Source organism: Mesorhizobium sp. M5C.F.Ca.ET.164.01.1.1 (assembly GCF_004792125.1).
Taxonomy (GTDB): Bacteria; Pseudomonadota; Alphaproteobacteria; order Rhizobiales; family Rhizobiaceae; genus Mesorhizobium; species Mesorhizobium wenxiniae.
The window spans coordinates 1,613,152-1,632,599 of sequence record NZ_SRTG01000001.1; the positions used below are offsets into that span (position 1 = coordinate 1,613,152).

Consider the following 19,448-nt stretch of genomic DNA (forward strand, 5'->3'; position numbering starts at 1 on the left):
ATAGCGGAACTTCGGACCTCCGCTGCGCTTTAGTGTGCCGAAGGAGATGCCGCATGAGTGCTACGAAAGAGTTCTTTGAAACCTGGCTCCAGGAGAACGTCGGTAACCTGCCCGCTGAAAGCGAGGTGAGCGTGGCGGTCCTGGCTCAGCAATTCGAACAAGATGCCGACGCGGCCGGCTATGGTCACGAGGTACGCGAAGACGAGATCGGCGACATTGAAGAGGCGATTGAGAAAGCTCTGGACAAGGCCCGGACTGGCGAACAGCAGCAGGCCGATCCGGTCGAAGAGAGTGATCTGGCGCCCGTCATGGAGGCGCTGGAGGTCGAGGACCCGAAGAGCGGACCATAGCGGTCCAGGCGCCATCCACTGATTTCGAAAAGAATCCCAGCGGTTGCGGCTCCCCTCCACCCTACATGACCGCCCATGATAGATGCGTGGGTGGGTATCGGCGTCGCGTTGGCTGCGTACTACCCTCGGGGGCAAGCCCCAGGGTAGGCTTTGTATGCATTAGGCGGCCAGCGCCGTCTCCGCGAGCTTCACCCAATAGCTCATGCCGTGCGGGATGACTTCGTCGTTGAAGTCGTAGGCAGGATTGTGGAGACCGGCGGTGTCGCCATTGCCGATGAAGATGAAGGCGCCCGGCCGCGCTTCCAGCATGTAGGAGAAATCCTCGCCGCCCATCACCGGCTGGATGGCGCGGTGCACATGAGCGTCGCCGGCGATAACAGCCGCGACATCGCTGGCAAAGACCGTCTCTTCCGGATGGTTAAAGGTGACGGGATAATTGGCATTGTAATCGACCTCGATCGTTGCGCCGAAGGCCGCGCCCACGCCCTCGCAGATGGCGCGCACGCGCTCCTCAGCCTTCCTGGCGACCTCCTTCTTCAGCGTGCGCACGGTGCCGGCGATCTCGGCGCTCTCGGGAATGACATTGTAGGCGTCGCCGGCGTGGAATTTCGTCACCGACACCACGACAGCCTCGACCGGATCGGTGCTGCGCGAGGCGATCGTCTGCAGAGCGCCGACGAGCTGGCTGGTGATGACGATCGGGTCGATCGTGCCGTGCGGCATCGCCGCATGCCCGCCTCGGCCCTTGACGGTGATGGTGAATTCGGCGGTCGCCGCCATGATCGGGCCCGGCTTGATGGCGAATTGCCCGACCGGCAGGCCCGGCATGTTGTGCATGCCGAACACCTTGGAGATGCCGAAGCGCTCCATCATGCCGTCCTTGACCATCTCGTTGCCGCCGCCGCCGCCTTCTTCGGCCGGCTGGAAGATCACCGCGAGGGAGCCGGCGAAATTGCGCGTCTCGGCCAGATATTTGGCAGCGCCGAGCAGCATCGCGGTGTGGCCGTCATGGCCGCAGGCGTGCATCTTGCCCGGAATGGTCGAGGCGTAGGGTTTTCCGGTGATCTCGTTGAGCGGCAGCGCGTCCATGTCGGCGCGCAGGCCGATGGTCGTGCCTTCGCCCAGGCGGCCGCGGATGATGCCGACGACACCGGTCTTGCCGAGCCCGGTCACCACGTCGTCGCAACCGAAGGCCTTCAGCTTGTCGGTGACGAAGGCGGCGGTCTTGAAGACGTCGAAATTCAGCTCTGGCGTCTGGTGCAGATGGCGGCGCCAGCCGGCGACCTCGTCTTGCATTTCGGCGGCGCGGTTCAGGATCGGCATGATGGTTCCATCTCGCTGTTGGAGCAGACGGGTTCTGCCTGCTGCTTTGCAATTGTGCCTGCTGTTTTACAATTGTCCTTCAGGCACTTTGCCATCTTGACGTCACATAGGCTAAATAGCACCGCAAGATTGCAATCCGGATAGAGGGACCGGATCACCATGCTGGCGATCGCGTAGCAAATCTTACGGAGCCAGAGGCGACTGCGGCAAGAGGCGATTTCGAATTCCACCATGCGGTACAGGCATTTCCTCAAACTATTGCTGGCGGGCGCCGTGGCGCTTCCGGTGCTGGCCGGACCGGCTCTCGCCAATCCGACGATCGTGTTCGAACTGGGGAATGGCAAGATCCTCCAGCACCAGGAGGCTTTCAAGCGCTGGTATCCTGCCTCGCTGACCAAGCTGATGACAGCCTATGTGACGTTCCGCGCGATCGCGGCCGGCGAGGTCCAGCTCGATTCGCCGATCAAGGTCACGAAGCGTTCCGCCGGCGAGCCGCCGAGCAAGATGGGCTTCAAGCCGGGCTCGGTCATGCGGCTCGACAACGCGCTGAAAATGATGCTGGTCAAATCGGCCAACGACGTCGCCATGGCCATCGGCGAGAACATCGGCGGTTCGCAGGCCGTTTTCGCCGAACGCATGAACACCGAGGCGCGCCGGCTCGGCATGACCGGAACGCATTTCGTCAACCCGAACGGGCTCTTTTCGCCGGACCAGTATACGACGGCGCGCGACCTCGGCTTGCTGGTGATGGCGATCCGTACGGAATTTCCGCAATATGCCCCATGGTTCTCGATCGAGGGCTTGGCCGTCGGCAAGAAGCAGATCCCGAACTACAATCTTCTGATCGGCCGCTATCCCGGCGCCGACGGCATGAAGACCGGTTTCGTCTGTCCCTCGGGCTTCAACATGATCGGCTCGGCAACACGCGACGGCCGCACGCTGGTGGCGGTGGTGCTTGGCGAGAGGTCGGCCGTCACCCGCGCCGAGACCGTCGCCAGGCTGCTCGACCACGGCTTTGCCACGCCGAGAACGGGCTGGTTGACGGTGGCGGCGCTGCCTTCCTATGGCGACACCACATCGGTCAACGACCTGAATGACGAGATTTGCAGGAAGAAGCCGGCTAAGGAGCAGTCGGAAGCTGTCCCCGTCGGCGATAAGAATGCGCCAAAATCTCCCTATCGGGAAAAGCTCGACCATGTGCCGACATTGATCGCCGTCGGCCTTGGCGGCGCCACCGGGCCGAAGCCGAAGGCCATGCTCGATGCATCGGGCCGGGAATATGCCGACGTGCCGCTGCCGAGCTGGCGGCCCGACCTGCCGCCGCCGCCCGGTGCCGAGCCGACAGTGATCGGTTCCGCCACCGCGGCCCAGGGCAACCCACCCGCCAAAGCCTTGAACTAGCCTGATGAGCAGCGGCTTTCCCATTCCCGTCTCGGTGCTGACCGGTTTTCTCGGCGCCGGCAAGACGACGCTGCTCAACCGGCTGCTCAGAGATCCCGCGCTTGCCGACACCGCGGTCATCATCAACGAGTTCGGCGAGGTGGCGATCGACCATCTCCTGGTCGAACAGGCCTCAGACGGCATCATCCAGCTTTCCGACGGCTGTCTCTGCTGCACGGTGCGCGGCGAACTGGTCGACACGCTGGCCGATCTCGTCGACCGGCTGCAGACCGGCCGCATCGCCCGGCTTGCCCGCGTCATCATCGAAACCACCGGCCTCGCCGATCCGGCGCCGGTGCTGCAGTCGATCATGGCGCATCCGGCGCTGGTCCAGGCCTTCCGGCTCGACGGCGTCATCACATTGGTCGATGCGGTCAATGGCAATGCGACGCTCGACGCCCATGTCGAGGCGGCGAAGCAGGTGGCCGTCGCCGACCGCATCGGGCTGACGAAAGCCGATCTGGCCACCGATCCGCGCGACGTCGGGGCCTTGCGGGCCCGGCTGCGGCAGATCAATCCGGGTGCCGAGTTGCTCGATGCGGGTGACAGAAGGACCGATGTAGCGGCGGCGCTGTTTGATTGCGGCCTCTACAACCCGGCCACCAAGTCCGCCGACGTGCGGCGCTGGCTGGACGAGAAAGCCGCCCATGATCACCATGGCGATCATGACCACGGCGACCATGAGCACGATCACGACCATCGGCACGATTCCCGCGTGCGCTCCTACTCGTTGGTTCATGAAGGGCCGGTGCCGTTTTCGGCGATCGAGATGTTCTTTGACCTGTTGCGATCGGCGCATGGCGAGCGCCTGTTGCGCATGAAGGGCGTCATCGAATTGCTGGAAGACCCGTCGCGGCCGCTGGTCGTCCACGGCGTACAGAAGATTCTGCATCCGCCGGCGCGGCTGCCGTCCTGGCCGGACGGTCAACGCGGCACAAGGCTGGTGCTGATCACGCTCGACATGACGGAAGACTACGTCCGCCGGCTGTTTGCCGCCGTGACCAGCCGGCCGTCGATCGATACACCGGACCGCGCAGCGCTGGAAAACAACCCGCTGGCCATCGCCGGGCGGTAGCTTCAATTTTCGAACGCCGCACTGCCCTCTAACGGAATTGCAAACCTTCCGGAGCTGGCGGCGTCCGTGCAACTGCCAATCTCCCTCCTTGAGGGGAGATGTCGCCGAAGGCGACAGAGGGGGTCGCCTCGGCTGGCGCGACGCCCCGTAGGACGAAAGAAAAGGTGGGCGCTTCACGCGCGGCAACCCCCTCTGGCCTGCTCTCTTTGCCAAAACTTGGCATCTCCCCCTCATGGGGGAGATTGTCCCGCTCAGCCGTTTTCGCCAGAACGAGCTAAGTTGAGACTCAGCCACCGCCGCGCTCGACGAGGAAGCGATGGCCGCCTGATATCGCTGCCGTTTCGATCAATCGATGGCCGCTCTCGGTGCAGAAGGCGGGAATGTCGATGACGGCGAGGGGATCAGTGGTTTCAAGCCACAGACGGCTGCCCGGCTGCATTGTTGCCAACCGCTTTTTTGCCTTGAGCACGGGCAACGGGCAGTTCAGGCCTTTGAGATCGTAGACGGCGGTGGGGCTGGTTGAGGGCCTGTCTTCTTGGCCCCCATCTTCTCGTTCAAGCATGAACCTCAGCCGCCGAACATGCCGAGCAGCCTCTTCTTCAGCCTTGTCGTCGTGCTTTCGTCGGCACTCGCCGCCTGCGTTTCGATTGCCGCGGCGGCCCCGGAGGGCACGACGGTTGCAGTGGCGACAGGCGCTTCGGCTGCGGCCCGGACCGCTTCCTCTTCAGCCAGAGCCTGAGCCTTAGCTGCCTCTTTCTCGGCCTTGGCTGCTTCTATCGCGGCAAGCCTTTGCTCCTCGGCCTTCTGCTTGGCGGCCTTCTCCGCGTCGAGCGCGGCCATCTTGCGGCCCGCCGGCGAATCGATGCGGCCCATGCGTGCCGTCGCCGTCAACGAGCCGTCGGCGTTGAGCGAGGGCGGCTCGATCGGCACGCGTTCGCCACGGGCGCGCTTCTTCGACCACTCGGAGACGATGCTGGCTTCCTTGATCCCGGCGATGGTCGGCTTGGGCGCCGGCACGCTGGCCTTGACCGCGCCGTTAAAAGCCGCTTCGTAGGTGCTCTGATAGGCATTGAAGGCGCTCTTCAGCGAATCCGGCTGCGTGGTCGCGGGGCAGGCGCCGGCCGGATCGAAGGTCACGCCGTCAGCCGCGACCTGGTTGAAGACATAGCGCTTCTCGCAGACATCGACCTTCGGCGGCACTTTGGTGATCTCGAAATTGTCGTAGCCCACCTTCAGCATCTTCCAGAATTCGTAGTTCGGATCTTTGCGATAGCGCGCCATGTTGGCGGCGGTCATGCGGAATGGAAAGGCCTGGATCTGGAACTCGGTTTGGCCGCCCTGGAAAGCGTCGCGGCCGAAGGCGTAGATTTGCTCGATCTGTGCGTCGGTCATCGAATAGCAGCCCGACGACGAGCAGGCGCCATGGACCATCAGATGGGAACCGGTGCGGCCATTGGCGCGGTCGTAGGCGTTGGGGTAGCCGATGTTGAAGGCGAGGTGGTAGCTCGACCGCGGATTCATCTGCGCCGGACGGACCGTATAGAAGCCTTCCGGCGCCTGGCGGTCGCCTTCGGTGAATTTGGGGCCCAGCTTGCCCGACCATTTGCAGATGTCGTAGCTGGCGACCAAGTCGTAGCGGCCGTTGGTCTTGGCCTTCCAGATTTCGAGCTTGCCCTCTTCCTTGAAGATGCGGGCCATCACCGGCGAGGTGCGGGTCATGCCCTTGGCGTTCATGCTGGCCAGGATCTTGTCGGGCAGCGGCTTATTGGCGTGGGGGGCAAAATCCTTCATCGAAGAATCATTGCAGCCGGCGACGCCTATCGCGGCAATCAGAAGTCCGGTGCGGGCAAGCTTGGCAAACATGGATATGGCTATGTCTTTTCTTTCGCACCGCAGGCATCAACGCCGTCAGGCCCAACCCTAAGCCCGTTAACCTTGAAAATTCCTTACCGCAAGCGCCGGACGCATCCCCTTACAGCAATTTGATTGAACCGAATGCCGCGGCATTTTTGTGGCGGAAGCGCTCAATCTTGCCACATTGCGGCGCGGACACCCATCTCGCTAAAGGTTTCGCCCCATAGCCAGGTATTTTTCGCGGCGCTGCTCGCGAAAATCGGTGTTGGCGCCGGAGAACTCCTTCATCGTCTTCGCGATGAGGTCGCCGGTGGCGGCAATCACCGTTTCCGGGCCACGATGGGCGCCGCCGAGCGGTTCGGCAATGATGGCGTCGATGATCTTCAGCTCCAGCAGATCCTGGGCGGTGATCTTCATGTTGGTCGCTGCATCCTTCGAGCGGGTGGTGTCGCGCCACAGGATCGAGGCGGCGCCCTCCGGCGAGATCACCGAATAGATGGCATGCTCGAGCATGTAGACGCGGTTGGCGGTGGCGATCGCGATGGCACCGCCCGAGCCGCCTTCGCCGATGACCACCGAGATCGACGGCACCTTCAGGCCGAGACAGGCCGAGGTCGAGCGGGCGATGGCTTCGGCCTGGCCGCGCTCCTCGGCATTGACGCCGGGATAGGCGCCGGCCGTGTCGACCAGCGTCAGCAACGGGATGTTGAAGCGATCGGCGAGTTCCATCAGCCGCACCGCCTTGCGGTATCCCTCCGGCCGTACCGAGCCGAAATTATGCTTCAGCCGGCTGGCCGTGTCCGAACCCTTTTCCTGGCCGATGATCGCCACCGGCTCGCCGCGGAAGCGGGCGAAGCCGCCGACGATCGCCTGGTCCTCGCCGAAATTGCGGTCGCCGGCAAGCGGCGTGAAATCGTTGAACAGGCCCTTTATGTAGTCGACGCAATGCGGTCTGTCCGGATGGCGCGCCACCTGCACCTTCTGCCACGGGGTCAGCGCCCTATAAGTGTCGCGCAATGCGTCACGCACGCGTTTCTCGAGACGGCTGATCTCATCGCCGACATCGACCGCCTCGCCATTCTCGGCGAGCTTCTTCAGCTCGACAATCTTGCCTTCGAGATCGGCAACCGGCTTTTCGAAATCGAGGTAATTGTACATTCTTGAGCGGACCGATAAGCCGGGAGGCAATGACTGACGGAACCTGGGAAATAGAGGCGCCGGGCGGTGGAACGTCGTCCTCACATAGCGATATGACGTCTAGTCGGCAAGCGGATGATGATCGTTGACCAGCCGCACCAGCCGCTCCTCCAGCACATGCGTGTAAATCTGCGTCGTTGAAATATCGGCATGGCCAAGCAACTGCTGCACGGCCCTGAGATCGGCGCCGTTCTGCAGGAGATGGCTGGCGAAAGCATGGCGCAGCACATGCGGCGATATTTTCGCCGAGGCGATGCCGGCGCGCGCGGCAAGGCCCTTCAGGTCGCGGGCGAAAACCTGCCTGGAGAGATAGCCGCTGTCGCTTGCTGCTGGAAAAAGGAACGGGCTATCTGCGAAAGCCGGCACCGTTGCCCGGGCAGCGAGCCAGGCCCGCATTGCCATGCGCGCCTTTGCCGACAGCGGCACCATGCGTTCCTTGTCACCCTTGCCGCGCACCATGAAGAAACGATCGTCGCGCAGCGCCACTGTGACCGGCAGGCCGACCAGTTCGGAAACGCGCAGGCCGGTGGCGTAGAGCACCTCGACCAGGGCATGCAGGCGCAGCGCCGCCAGGTTGTCGCCATCGTTCAGCGAGGCGTCAGCTGCCTCCTGCGCTGCACGGTCGATCAGCCGGCCGGTGTCGGCCTCGCTCATCGTCTTCGGCAGCGGCCGGCCCTTCTTCGGACTGTCCAAGGTTCCGGTCGGGTCGTCGCCGCGTAGGCCTTCTGCATAGAGGAACTTGAAGAACTGGCGGATCGCCGACAGTTTGCGTGCCTGCGAGGTGGCAGCAAAACCGCGCGCCGCGATCTCGTCGAGATAGCCGCGGATATCGGCGGCGGCGGCACCCGCGAGCCCGCCGTCGATCTCGGCCGAAGCGTCTTCGAGGTCGCGGCGATAGCTGGAAAGCGTGTTTTCGGCAGCGCCGCGCTCGGCACTCATCATTTCCAAAAAGGCTTCGATGCGGGCCGCGCTATTCATTTCTTTTGGGTCAGTTTTTCTCTTTTTGGGTCAGTTTTTCTTGGGGTTCAGCTTTTCGGGAGGAATGCGTACGCTCATTTCGGTCTTTCTCGGCTCGACGAACATCGCCAGAGCGAACATCGTGCCATAGACAATGCCGGCCAGAATCGTGAGCGTCACGACAAAGCGGAACAGTGTCGGCATCAATTTTCGCCCGTCTTCTTGTTCTGCGTTTCCAAACCCTGTGCCCTTATGAGACGCCAATCCGGCCAATTCAAGGGCGAAGCTCGGACGACGCTCGGCGCCGCCACGCTTGACGCAATCAGGCTTTTGATGTCGATACGCCGGCAAAGAGGGCCTAAGCAGGCATTCGTGGGCTGGCCCACGAATGCCTGCTTAGATTCTTTGGCCTGTCGCAGTTCTTGTCGCCAAACCGTAGGACACTTGGCGGAACCTGCTTAGGAACATCATGGTGTCATGAACGCACTACCAGCAAATCCTCCCGATGAGAGCCATGCCGCGCTGCTCGGCCGGCTGGGCAACCGTTCCATCGTCTTTGTCGGCCTTATGGGCGCCGGCAAGACGGCGATCGGCCGCAAGGTGGCGGGGATTCTGGGACTGCCTTTCATCGACAGCGATCAGGAGATCGAAAGCGTGTCGCGCATGAGCGTCCCTGAATTGTTCGAACGCTATGGCGAGACCGAGTTCCGGGCGCTGGAGCAGCGGGTCATCCTGCGCGTGCTGGAACATGGTCCGCAGGTGCTGTCGACGGGCGGCGGCGCCTTCATGAGTGCGCAGACGCGGGAGGCCATTGCCGGCCATGGCGTGTCGGTATGGCTGAAGGCCGAGATCGACCTCTTGATGGACCGCGTTTCCAAGAAGCAGAACCGGCCGCTCCTGAAAAGCGCCGACCCTCGCGCCGTCATCGAGCGGTTGATGGCTGAGCGCTATCCGGTCTACGCGGCCGCCGATGTCACCGTGCCGACCCGCGACGATCGCAAGGAGGTCATCGCGGCCGAGGTGGTGAATGCGCTTTGCGGGTATTTCGGCGTTGCGGCCGCGACAGGCGAGGTGCGGTCGTGAGCACCAATACGACAGTCACCGTCGAAGTCGGGCTCGGCGATCGTGCCTATGACATACTGATCGGCTCCGGCCTGATTTTGCGCGCCGGCAGCGAGATTTCGCGCCGCCTGCCCGGCACGCGCGCCGCGGTGGTCACCGACGTCAATGTCGCCGCAGCACACCTCGAGACGTTGAAGGCCGGCCTTGAAAAGGGCGGCATCCAGCCCGCCGTGATCACGTTGCCGGCTGGGGAAAAGACCAAGAGTTTCGCGCATCTCGAAGAGGTGGTGGACGGCGTGCTCGCCGCAAGACTGGAACGCGGCGATGTCGTCATCGCGCTCGGTGGCGGTGTCATCGGCGATCTGGCCGGATTTGCCGCCGGCATCGTGCGCCGCGGCATGAACTTCGTGCAGATCCCGACTTCGCTGCTGGCGCAGGTCGACTCATCCGTCGGCGGCAAGACCGGCATCAACAGTGCGCGCGGCAAGAACCTCGTCGGCGTCTTCCATCAGCCGAAACTGGTGCTGGCCGACACCGAGGTGCTCGATACGCTGCCGATCCGGGAATTCCGGGCGGGTTACGCCGAACTCGCCAAGTACGGGCTCATCGATCGCCCCGACTTCTTCGCCTGGCTGGAGGAAAACTGGGGCAAAGTGTTCGCCGGCGGCCCGGAGCGGGCCGAGGCCATCGCCGAAGCCTGCCGCGCCAAGGCCGAAGTCGTCGCCCGCGACGAGTTCGAGACCGGCGACCGCGCGCTGCTCAATCTCGGCCACACGTTCGGCCATGCGCTCGAGGCCGCCACCCAATATGACAGCGCGCGTCTCGTCCACGGCGAGGGAGTCGCCATCGGCATGGCGCTGGCTTATCGCTTTTCGTCACGCCTCAACCTGGCAAGCCCCGACGATGCGGCGCGCGTCGAGGCGCATCTTCGCGCCGTTGGCCTGCCTTGGTGCATGGCCGATATTCCGGGTGAATTGCCTGTTGCCGAGGCCCTCCTTGCCTTCATCACCCAGGACAAGAAGGTCTCGCGCGGCGCGCTGACTTTCATCCTGACGCGCGGCATCGGCCAGGCCTTCATCGCCAGGGATGTGCCGGCCTCGGAAATTCTGTCGTTTCTCAGGGATAACCATCCGGGTCAGCAGGAAGGCCGCCCGGGTCAGCCGAAAGGCAGCCGGGGTCAGCAGAAGAGCCGCCCGGGATGAACGAGGCCGGCTGGATCGTTGCTGCTGTCCTTGCCGGGCTCGGCCTGCTCGCTTTCGCGTTTCGCTTGCGCCTGCTCGCCGCCTTCGGCTATGAGCTGCAGCGCATCGGGCCGCAGCATTCGAACCATGATGAAGCGCGCGGTGCCGTCAACGATTCTCGGCGCGACGGCCAGGTGGTGCACGTGGATCGCGCCCGCATCGGCCGCTTGTCCGATCTCGACGAGCTCGAAGTCTCCGATGTCATGGTCCACCGCACCAACATGCGCTCGGTCAATGCCGACAATCCGCCGGAAGCGGTGGTGCGCGAGATCCTGCAGAGCCCGCATACCCGCATGCCCTTGTGGAAGGGCTCGCTCGACAACATCGTCGGCGTGCTGCATGCCAAGGACCTGCTGCGCGCGCTGAACGATGTCGGCAACGACTTTTCCAAGATCGACGTGATGAAGATCGCTTCAAAACCGTGGTTCGTGCCCGATACCACGACACTGCAGGAACAGCTCAACGCCTTTCTGCGTCGTAAGGCGCATTTCGCAGTCGTCGTCGACGAGTATGGCGAGGTCGAGGGGCTGGTGACGCTGGAGGACATCATCGAGGAAATCGTCGGCGAGATCGCCGACGAGCACGATATCGACGTGCAGGGCGTCAAGCAGGAAGCCGACGGCTCCGTCGTCGTCGACGGCACTGTGTCGATCCGCGACCTGAACCGGGCGCTCGCCTGGGACCTGCCGGACGAAGAAGCCACCACCATTGCCGGTCTCGTCATCCACGAGACGCAATTGATCCCGGACGAGAAGCAGGCGTTCACCTTTCACGGCAAGCGCTTCGTCGTCATGAAGCGCGACAAGAACAGGATCGCAAGGCTGAGGATCAGGCCGGCCGGTGACGTCTAGTTCTGGTAGGTTCTGTCGCAGCTAACCCATCCTTGACTGCACGCTCGCCGCGCCGGCGTGCACTTTTCGACTGGGCGGTCTGGAGATGACGTGATCGATCGGCGAACCCTGCTTTTGATGTCGATGGCTTTGTTGCCGGCCAGCGCTTCGGCGGCGTCGCGCCGGCTTTCGCCATCTCCGCAAACCTTCGACTACGGACCGGCCAGGCTCGACATCTACGCGCGCGCTGGCGCTAGCTCCGTGCCTGTGGTCCTTTTCATCCATGGCGGTGCCTGGCGAGCCGGCAATCGCACCAACGTCGACGTCAAGCCGGGCTTCCTGCTCGACAATGGCTTCTGCTTCGTCTCGATCGACTACCGGATGCTGCCTAAGGCTGATGTCGCCACCCAGGCCGACGATGTCGAGCAGGCATATCGTTACGTGCGCGCCAACATCGCCAGATACGGCGGCGATCCGAACCGGATAGCGGTGATGGGCCATTCGGCCGGCAGCCATCTCGCCGCACTGACCGGGCTGCGCGGCGGTCTGCCCGGCGTCGCGGCGCTGGTTCTGAACGATACCAGGGCCTATGATCTGGAGGCGCTTGCGAGGAGCGGCGGCATGACACCGGCCTATGCCCGGGCCTTTCCCGACCCGGCGCAGTGGCGCGCGCTGTCGCCTGCCACCCATGTCGGGAGCCGCAAACATCCGCCGACCTTTATCGCCTATTCGCGCGCATCGGGTCGTGCGGCGGCCTCACGGGCCTTCGCCGAGCGCCTGCGGGCGACTGGAACGGAGGTGACACTGTTCGACGGCAGCGCTTATTCGCACATGTCGATCAACCGCGACTTCGGCGACGAAGGCGACACCTTGACCCGTGCAGTGATGACTTTCCTGAACGCGGCGCTCGGCTGAAGCCTACCACCTGGTCTTTTCGTCCGGCGCGGCCGGCTCGATCGCCAGCGCGTGGACACCAGCCTTCAGCTCGTCGGCCAGCAATGCGTTGACCGCGCGATGGCGCTCGATTCGGCTCATGCCGGCAAAGGCTGAGGAGACGATGCGGACGCGGAAATGCGTCTCGCCGGTGCCGTCATAAGTGCCGTGATGGTCGGAATCCTGATGGTGATGGCCGGCATGCAGATGGCTTTCGTTGATGATGACCAGCCGCTCCGGCGAGAACGCCTTCTTCAACTTGCCTTCCATCGTTGACTGTATGGACATTCGTACTTCCCTTCACCACATATGGCGAGCGCATGACCCTCGAAAATCGGCGCCCTTTGCGCGTCCGGAAGGACGCGCGGTACCGTCGCCGCGACAAAATTCGCCGATCGCCCGCTTTATGCCGCGATTCAGCGGTTAGGGCGATCATTGCAAAAATGTCAATTCTTGTTTCGCACCAGCGAACAGCCCATAAATGGGTGAGATGAAACCGTACCCCAAATATTTCGAAAAAATTCGCATCCGCCCGGAGAAGGATGCGGAGCTGAAGTCGCGCTCGCCGATCTGCCAATGGGACGGTTGCAAGGAGGCCGGCACCCATCGCGCGCCGGTCGGGCGCATGAAGGAGGGCGAATATTTCCAGTTCTGCTTTGATCATGTGCGCGAGTACAACAAGGGTTTCAATTATTTCTCCGGTGTCCCAGACACCGAGATCGCCCGTTTCCAGAAGGAAGCGATGACCGGCCACCGGCCGACATGGAAGATGGGCGTCAACGGTGCCTCCACGCGCTCCTCGCCCGATTTCGCCCAGCAGCGTTCCGGCCGCGCCGGCTACTACAACCGCATGCGCGATCCGTTCGACCTGTTCAAAGGCCCGAAGGATCCGCGCGAAGCGCGTGAGCGCAAGGCTAAGCCGCTTGAGGCCAAGGCGCTGGAAACGCTTGGCCTTGATACAAAGGCGACTGGCAAGGATATCAAGGCGCGTTATAAGGAACTGGTGAAACGCCACCATCCGGATGCGAATGGCGGCGACAGAGGTTCGGAAGACCGGTTCCGCGATGTGCTCCAGGCCTATCGCGTGCTCAAGCAGGCAGGATTGTGCTGAGCGACCATTCGGTTCGTGTCGTTTTCCAACTTTCATAAGGTTGGAAAAGGCTCTAAGACCGCCCCCGGACAAAATCGATTGCCGGCGAAATCAGGCGTTTCGCCTGTGGAGACGTTGACAGTGATGAACAAGGTCGATCGCGACATCGCCAACCTGCCCGACAGCACCGTGTCGGTGAAGGAGAAATTCGGCTTCGAGTCCAAGATGGTGGTGCCGGCCTATTCGGTGACGAGCGAGCATGTGCCCGACATCGATCCCGACTATCTGTTCGACAAGAACACAACGATGGCGATCCTCGCCGGCTTCGCCTACAACCGCCGCGTCATGGTGTCGGGCTACCATGGCACCGGCAAGTCGACGCATATCGAGCAGGTCGCCGCCCGTCTCAACTGGCCTATGGTGCGCGTCAATCTCGACAGCCATGTCAGCCGCATCGACCTCGTCGGCAAGGACGCCATCGTTGTCAAGGAAGGCCTGCAGATCACCGAATTCCGCGATGGCATCCTGCCCTGGGCCTACCAGCACAATGTCGCGCTGTGCTTCGACGAGTACGATGCCGGCCGTCCGGACGTGATGTTCGTCATCCAGCGCGTGCTGGAGTCGTCCGGTCGACTGACGCTGCTCGACCAGAGCCGGGTCATCCGCCCGCATCCGGCGTTCCGGCTGTTTTCCACCGCCAACACGGTTGGCCTCGGCGATACCACCGGCCTCTATCATGGCACCCAGCAGATCAATCAGGCGCAGATGGACCGCTGGTCGATCGTCACCACGCTGAATTATCTGCCGCACGACAATGAGGTGAACATCGTCCTGGCCAAAGCCAAGCACTATCGCGATGGCAAGGGAAAGGAGATCGTCAACAAGATGGTGCGTGTCGCCGACATGACGCGTTCGGCCTTCATCAACGGCGACCTTTCGACCGTCATGAGCCCGCGCACGGTCATCACGTGGGCCGAGAATGCCGAGATCTTCGGCGATATCGGCATGGCGTTCCGGCTTACCTTCCTCAACAAGTGCGACGAGCTGGAACGCACGCTCGTGGCCGAGTTCTACCAGCGCGCCTTCGGCGAGGATTTGCCCGAATCGGCCGCCAATGTGGTGCTGGGCTAAGCATGGCTCGATTCTGATTTTCGGGGTCATGCTCCAAGGAATGATCGATGGCGGGTCCGGGCGACAATACGCGCAATAAGTCGAAGACGGGGTCCGAAGCCGACAGCTTCAAGCGCGCCGTTACCGTCTGTATGCGGGCGATTGCCGGCGACAAGGACCTCGAAGTCGGTTTCGCCAAGGACCGGCCGGCACTTGCCGGCAGCCGCGCCCGGCTGCCTGAACTGCCGAAAAAAGCATCTAAGGCAGATATCGCCATCACCCGCGGGCTCGGCGATTCCATGGCGTTGAAGCGCGCCTGTCACGACACGCGCATCCACACTCGGCTGGCGCCGGAAGGCAAGCAGGCCCGCGCCATCTACGATGCGGTCGAGCAGGCCCGCGTCGAGGCGATCGGCTCCCGCGCCATGCAAGGCGTCGCCGACAACATCGGCTCGATGCTGGAGGACAAATACGCCAAGGCTAACCTCATCGACGTCAAGGACAAGGCCGACGCGCCGATCGAGGAAGCGCTAGCCTTGATGGTGCGTGAAAAGCTGACCGGCCGCACTGTCCCGAAGAGCGGCGAGCGGCTGGTCGACCTCTGGCGCCCGTGGGTCGAGGAGAAGGCCAGCGCCGATCTCGACGGGCTGTCGGCCAAGCTCGAGGACCAGCAGGCTTTCGCCCGTGTCGTGCGCGAGATGCTGGCTTCCATGGAAATGGCCGAGGAACTCGGCGACGACCAGGAGACGGAAGACTCGGAGGACAATGACGACAAACAGCCGCAAGGCGAGGAGCAGAGCGAGGAGGGCGGCGAGGATGATTCCGGCTCCGAGCAGTCGCAGTCCGACGACACCGAAGCGTCGTCCGACGACGAGCAATCGGCCGAGACGGAGGCATCGGATGCCACCGCCGACGACCTATCGGACGATGACGACGCCGATGCCGAGACGCCCGGCGAGGCGCGCCGCAACGACAATCCCTTCACCAATCTGTCGAAGGAGATCGACTACAAGGTCTTCACCACCGCCTTCGACGAGACGGTGGGTGCGGAGGACCTGTGCGAAGAGGAAGAACTGGATCGGCTGCGGGCCTTTCTCGACAAGCAACTTGCCAACCTTTCCGGCGTCGTCGGCCGGCTGGCCAACCGGCTGCAGCGCCGCCTGATGGCGCAGCAGAACCGGTCCTGGGATTTCGATCTCGAAGAGGGTTATCTCGATCCGGCGCGGCTGGTGCGCGTCGTCATCGATCCGATGCAGCCGCTGTCCTTCAAGCAGGAACGTGACACCAAATTCCGCGACACGGTGGTGACGCTGGTGCTCGACAATTCGGGCTCGATGCGCGGCCGGCCGATCACGGTCGCCGCCACCTGCGCCGACATTCTGGCGCGCACGCTGGAACGCTGCGGCGTCTCGGTCGAGATCCTCGGCTTCACCACCCGCGCCTGGAAGGGCGGGCAAGCACGCGAGAAATGGCTCAAGGAAGGCAAGCCGCCGAATCCCGGCCGGCTCAACGACCTGCGCCACATCATCTACAAATCCGCCGACCATCCGTGGCGGCGGTCGCGCCGCAATCTCGGGCTGATGATGCGCGAGGGCCTGCTCAAGGAGAATATCGACGGCGAGGCGCTGCTGTGGGCGCACAACCGCCTGATCGCCCGGCCGGAGCAGCGCAAGATCCTGATGATGATCTCGGACGGCGCGCCGGTCGACGATTCGACGCTGTCGGTTAATCCGGGCAACTATCTCGAACGGCATCTGCGCGCGGTGATCGAACTGATCGAGACGCGCTCGCCGGTCGAGCTTTTGGCCATCGGCATCGGCCACGACGTCACCCGCTACTATCGCCGCGCCGTCACCATCGTCGATGCCGAGGAACTGGCCGGCGCCATGACCGAGCAACTGGCCTCACTGTTTGGCGAGGAAAGTACGCGGGACACGCGACGCGGCGGCATGCGGCGCGCCGGATGATTTTTTCGCGGGGCGGCTTTCGGCAGACGCTTTTCGCCGTCACAACGCTGTTCGTTGCCGGCATCGCCCTGTCGCCTTGCATCGCTGCGGGCAGCGTTACGGTCGAGCCGATCGAAATCTCGGCACGGCTGATAGACCGGTTTCATATCGGCCGTGACGAAAAGCGGTTCGGCCCGCTCGAATTCGTCGGCGGGCTGGAAATGACCTCGCCGTCACGCGATTTCGGTGCTTTGTCGGCGTTTCGCTTCCTCGAGCCCGGCAGTGATTTCATCGGCGTCGCCGACACCGGTTTCTGGTTCTTCGGCACGGTTACCCATGATGCGGACAAGCGCCCATCGGGCATGCGGAATTTCCGCATGCAGCAGATGGTCGACGAGGCGGGCCAGCTGATTGACGAGAAATGGGAGGTCGACGCCGAAGGCCTTGCGGTCAAGGGCGGCACTGCCACGGTCGGCATCGAGCGCAACCACCGTGTTTCTCAGTTCAAGATCGACCCGCACGATATGGAGCCGCCGTTCAAGCAATTGGATTTCCTGATTCCAGCCTGGGAGCTTCGCCGGAATCGCGGCTTTGAGACCGTCACCCACGCCCATCCTAACGGCCAGCACCAAGGCGGGCTGGTCGTGGTGTCGGAGAAGAGCCTCGACAAGGCCGGCAACATCTATGCGGCTGTTATCGAAGGGCTGCACAAGGGCGTCTTCACCGTCAAGCGCAACGGCAATTTCGACATTACCGACGGCGCATTCCTGCCTGACGGCGACCTTTTGCTTTTGGAGCGCAGCTTTTCGATGGCTGGCGGCGTCAAGATGCGGCTGAGGCGCATCTATGGCGAAAGCGTCGAGAAGGGCGCCGTTGCCGACGGGCCGGTGCTGATGGAAGCCGACATGGCCTACCAGATCGACAATATGGAAGGGCTCGACGTCTGGACCCGCGACGACGGCGCACTGATGGTGTCGCTGATCTCGGACGACAACCACTCGATCCTACAGCGTAATCTCTATCTGGAATTCATCCTGCACGAGGATTGAAGAACGTGCGGCCGGCGATTGGCTGATGGCGAGGCTGCCGTCTCGAGCTCTTCGATGTTCACAGCTTCGCAAAGAGAATTCGGCCTATTGCTCGTTGGTCGCGATCCAGATGACGTGGCGTGCGCCGCGCTTGCCATTGGCGCGGACCCCAACTTCCTCGACCGCGAAGCCCGCCTGCTTGAGCCGCCGCGTGAAGCCTGCATCAGAGCCCTGCGACCAGACCGCCAGCACGCCGCCGGGCCTGAGCGCTTGGCGTGCGGCATTGAGGCCGTCCGCGCCGTAGAGCGCGTCGTTGGCTTTGTAGACGATGCCTTCCGGGCCATTGTCGACATCGAGCAGGATCGCGTCCCAGGCCGATGCTTGCGATCGAATGAGCTGGCCGACATCCGCCTCGCGAACGGTGACGCGGGGATCGTCGAGGCAACCGCCGAACAAATCGGCCATCGGAGCTCGCGCCCAGGCGACTATGGCGGGTACCAATTCGGCGACGGTGACGCTGGCATCGGCACCAAGCTCGGCAAGCGCGGCGCGCAGCGTAAAGCCCATGCCGAGCCCACCGATCAGGATTCTGGGTTGCCGGCGTCCGACAATCCTTTCGCAGGACAGTCTGGCCAGCGCTTCCTCGGAACCGCTGAGCCGGCTGTTCATCAGTTCGTTCGCGCCGAGCATGATCGAGAACTCGGGACCGCGCCGCTTCAGCCGGAGTTCCTGTCCGCCGTCAGGCGTGTTTGCTGAATCAAGCTGAATCCAGGGGATCACGGGCTAGCCAGCCAGTGCCGGCTGGCTCCAACGGGTGGCAAGCAGCCGGTAGGGGATCAGCGCCACCACGGCGATGATCAGCTTCACGCCGAGGTCGCCGAGCGCCCATGACACCCAGCGCATGGTCTCGACCGGCAGGACGCCCATCAGCGGCGCGGTTTCAAGCGCGAAGCCATCGTTCGGGCCAGCGAAGGCGAAGGCCGCCGAAAAGGCGACGGTGAAGAACACGGCGGTGTCGAAAACCGAGCCGACCAGCGTTCCGACGATCGGCGCACGCCACCAGCTCTGGCGGCGCAGCCGGTTGAACACGGTCACGTCGAGCAGTTGCGCTATCAGGAACGCGGTGCCGGAAGCCGCCGCAATGCGCACCAGCCGGTCGGCGGCCGTTTCGAACTCGATCAGACCGTAGCGGAACAGCAAGGGCGGGATGACGACCGAGCAGATCACCGCCGCCGTGAAGCCGACAAACACGATCCGGCGCGCCACGGCCGGGCCGTAGCGGCGGTTGGCAAGGTCGGTGACCAGGAAGGAGAAAGGATAGGTGAAGGCGCCCCAGGTCAGAATGTCGGCCAGCGACAAGCTGCCGATCGCACCTTGCAGCGGGAACTGCACAAGGATGTTCGACGCCACCACGACAAGCGCCATGGCCGCAACAAAGGGCAGGTATCGGGAGAAAAAACTCATTTTTTTATCCTGGGTAATGGAACCAGCGGGGTGTCATGCCGAGTTCGGACGACACTCCTTGGAAGGCGGCTGCCTGAGAAAATTAAGCGGCCGGCTGTTCGGCAAGTTTCTTGGCGATCTGCTTCTTCAGCAGGCGCGCGCGCTGCGACAGCTCCTTGGCGTCGGCCTTGGCCAGGAACGCATCAAGGCCGCCGCGATGCTCGACCGAACGCAGCGCGTTGGCCGAAATGCGCAAGCGCACATTCTGGTTCAGCGCTTCCGAAATCAGCGTCACATCGACGAGATTGGGCAGGAAGCGACGCTTGGTCTTGTTGTTGGCGTGGCTCACATTGTTGCCGGACATGACTGCCTTGGCAGTGAGTTCGCAGGTGCGGGACATGGTTCTAAACCTTCAGTTCTCGGTCTGGCCAAACATTCGACCCGCGCCGGTTGGCGCGCGGTTTCGGTCAGGCGGCCTTATGGAAAAAGTTGGCGTTCCATAGTTGCATTTCGCCGATGCGTCAAGCTCCGGCTTGCGCACGGGTGTGACGACGCCTTTTCACATAAAG

Annotated in this window: 21 protein-coding genes; 11 read left to right on the forward strand and 10 right to left on the reverse strand. The window is 63.1% G+C overall.

The window, feature by feature from the left end:
* Nucleotides 1–53: 53 nt before the first annotated feature.
* Entirely contained in the window at nt 54–350 is a 297-nt protein-coding gene (locus EN807_RS07925) for a DUF768 domain-containing protein (protein ID WP_127317286.1), read from the forward strand.
* Nucleotides 351–509: 159 nt separating this feature from the next.
* Here the strand turns inward: EN807_RS07925 and EN807_RS07930 are convergent, their stop codons facing one another.
* Entirely contained in the window at nt 510–1,673 is a 1,164-nt protein-coding gene (locus EN807_RS07930; RefSeq protein WP_135934513.1) for a M20 aminoacylase family protein, read from the reverse strand.
* A 231-nt stretch (nt 1,674–1,904) separates the two neighbouring features.
* On the opposite strand from EN807_RS07930, the gene EN807_RS07935 reads away from it, so the two are divergent.
* Both EN807_RS07935 and EN807_RS07940 read left to right on the forward strand, forming a co-directional pair.
* On the forward strand, nt 1,905–3,074 hold the full coding sequence (locus tag EN807_RS07935; RefSeq protein WP_135934514.1) for a D-alanyl-D-alanine carboxypeptidase family protein: 1,170 nt from the start codon (nt 1,905–1,907) through the stop codon (nt 3,072–3,074).
* A 4-nt stretch (nt 3,075–3,078) separates the two neighbouring features.
* Nucleotides 3,079–4,188 (forward strand): GTP-binding protein, encoded by a 1,110-nt coding sequence (locus EN807_RS07940; RefSeq protein ID WP_135934515.1) that lies wholly within the window; start codon nt 3,079–3,081, stop codon nt 4,186–4,188.
* A gap of 286 nt (nt 4,189–4,474) precedes the next feature.
* Here the strand turns inward: EN807_RS07940 and EN807_RS07945 are convergent, their stop codons facing one another.
* From EN807_RS07945 to EN807_RS07965, 5 genes are all read right to left on the reverse strand, one after another.
* Nucleotides 4,475–4,750 carry a sulfurtransferase TusA family protein gene (locus EN807_RS07945; protein WP_135934516.1) on the reverse strand — a complete coding sequence of 92 codons (276 nt, stop codon included), beginning with the start codon at nt 4,748–4,750 and terminating at the stop codon, nt 4,475–4,477.
* A 5-nt stretch (nt 4,751–4,755) separates the two neighbouring features.
* The gene (locus EN807_RS07950) at nt 4,756–6,051 is read right to left on the reverse strand and encodes a murein L,D-transpeptidase family protein (protein WP_135934517.1); all 1,296 of its coding nucleotides are present in this window, start codon (nt 6,049–6,051) and stop codon (nt 4,756–4,758) included.
* A 198-nt stretch (nt 6,052–6,249) separates the two neighbouring features.
* A complete protein-coding gene (locus tag EN807_RS07955) occupies nt 6,250–7,200 on the reverse strand; it encodes an acetyl-CoA carboxylase carboxyltransferase subunit alpha (protein WP_065007391.1) in 951 nt (316 codons plus the stop codon).
* Between the two features lie 99 nt (nt 7,201–7,299).
* Nucleotides 7,300–8,217: a site-specific tyrosine recombinase XerD gene (locus tag EN807_RS07960; RefSeq protein WP_095517831.1), complete on the reverse strand. Its 918-nt coding sequence runs from the start codon at nt 8,215–8,217 to the stop codon at nt 7,300–7,302.
* Between the two features lie 30 nt (nt 8,218–8,247).
* Nucleotides 8,248–8,400: a hypothetical protein gene (locus EN807_RS07965; protein ID WP_029348640.1), complete on the reverse strand. Its 153-nt coding sequence runs from the start codon at nt 8,398–8,400 to the stop codon at nt 8,248–8,250.
* Nucleotides 8,401–8,673: 273 nt separating this feature from the next.
* On the opposite strand from EN807_RS07965, the gene EN807_RS07970 reads away from it, so the two are divergent.
* The 4 genes from EN807_RS07970 (at nt 8,674) to EN807_RS07985 (ending at nt 12,244) form a co-directional block, all read left to right on the forward strand.
* Complete coding sequence (locus EN807_RS07970; RefSeq protein WP_029348639.1) at nt 8,674–9,279, forward strand: shikimate kinase; 606 nt, start codon at nt 8,674–8,676, stop codon at nt 9,277–9,279.
* Entirely contained in the window at nt 9,276–10,460 is a 1,185-nt protein-coding gene (gene aroB, locus EN807_RS07975; protein ID WP_135934518.1) for a 3-dehydroquinate synthase, read from the forward strand. The genes EN807_RS07970 and aroB overlap by 4 nt, the downstream gene beginning before the upstream one ends.
* Nucleotides 10,457–11,350 carry a transporter associated domain-containing protein gene (locus EN807_RS07980; protein WP_135934519.1) on the forward strand — a complete coding sequence of 298 codons (894 nt, stop codon included), beginning with the start codon at nt 10,457–10,459 and terminating at the stop codon, nt 11,348–11,350. Before aroB ends, EN807_RS07980 begins: the two co-directional genes overlap by 4 nt.
* Nucleotides 11,351–11,440: 90 nt before the next feature.
* Nucleotides 11,441–12,244 (forward strand): alpha/beta hydrolase, encoded by an 804-nt coding sequence (locus tag EN807_RS07985; protein WP_135934520.1) that lies wholly within the window; start codon nt 11,441–11,443, stop codon nt 12,242–12,244.
* A gap of 3 nt (nt 12,245–12,247) precedes the next feature.
* Here EN807_RS07985 and EN807_RS07990 read toward each other — a convergent pair whose 3' ends face one another.
* A complete protein-coding gene (locus EN807_RS07990) occupies nt 12,248–12,550 on the reverse strand; it encodes a BolA family protein (protein WP_077372975.1) in 303 nt (100 codons plus the stop codon).
* A gap of 193 nt (nt 12,551–12,743) precedes the next feature.
* Here EN807_RS07990 and EN807_RS07995 point away from each other — a divergent pair, with 193 nt between their 5' ends.
* The 4 genes from EN807_RS07995 to EN807_RS08010 all read left to right on the forward strand — a co-directional run bounded on the left by EN807_RS07995 (nt 12,744) and on the right by EN807_RS08010 (nt 17,457).
* Nucleotides 12,744–13,373 carry a J domain-containing protein gene (locus EN807_RS07995; RefSeq protein ID WP_036262308.1) on the forward strand — a complete coding sequence of 210 codons (630 nt, stop codon included), beginning with the start codon at nt 12,744–12,746 and terminating at the stop codon, nt 13,371–13,373.
* Between the two features lie 123 nt (nt 13,374–13,496).
* The gene (gene cobS, locus EN807_RS08000) at nt 13,497–14,483 is read left to right on the forward strand and encodes a cobaltochelatase subunit CobS (protein ID WP_135934521.1); all 987 of its coding nucleotides are present in this window, start codon (nt 13,497–13,499) and stop codon (nt 14,481–14,483) included.
* Between the two features lie 47 nt (nt 14,484–14,530).
* A complete protein-coding gene (cobT, locus tag EN807_RS08005) occupies nt 14,531–16,429 on the forward strand; it encodes a cobaltochelatase subunit CobT (RefSeq protein ID WP_135934522.1) in 1,899 nt (632 codons plus the stop codon).
* Entirely contained in the window at nt 16,426–17,457 is a 1,032-nt protein-coding gene (locus EN807_RS08010) for an esterase-like activity of phytase family protein (RefSeq protein WP_135934523.1), read from the forward strand. Before cobT ends, EN807_RS08010 begins: the two co-directional genes overlap by 4 nt.
* Nucleotides 17,458–17,541: 84 nt before the next feature.
* Here EN807_RS08010 and EN807_RS08015 read toward each other — a convergent pair whose 3' ends face one another.
* From EN807_RS08015 to rpmB, 3 genes are all read right to left on the reverse strand, one after another.
* Nucleotides 17,542–18,216, reverse strand: coding sequence for a hypothetical protein (locus EN807_RS08015; RefSeq protein ID WP_135934524.1), 675 nt, complete (start codon nt 18,214–18,216; stop codon nt 17,542–17,544).
* A gap of 3 nt (nt 18,217–18,219) precedes the next feature.
* The gene (locus tag EN807_RS08020; RefSeq protein ID WP_135934525.1) at nt 18,220–18,900 is read right to left on the reverse strand and encodes a queuosine precursor transporter; all 681 of its coding nucleotides are present in this window, start codon (nt 18,898–18,900) and stop codon (nt 18,220–18,222) included.
* Between the two features lie 82 nt (nt 18,901–18,982).
* Nucleotides 18,983–19,279: a 50S ribosomal protein L28 gene (gene rpmB / locus EN807_RS08025; RefSeq protein ID WP_127319984.1), complete on the reverse strand. Its 297-nt coding sequence runs from the start codon at nt 19,277–19,279 to the stop codon at nt 18,983–18,985.
* Nucleotides 19,280–19,448: the final 169 nt, after the last annotated feature.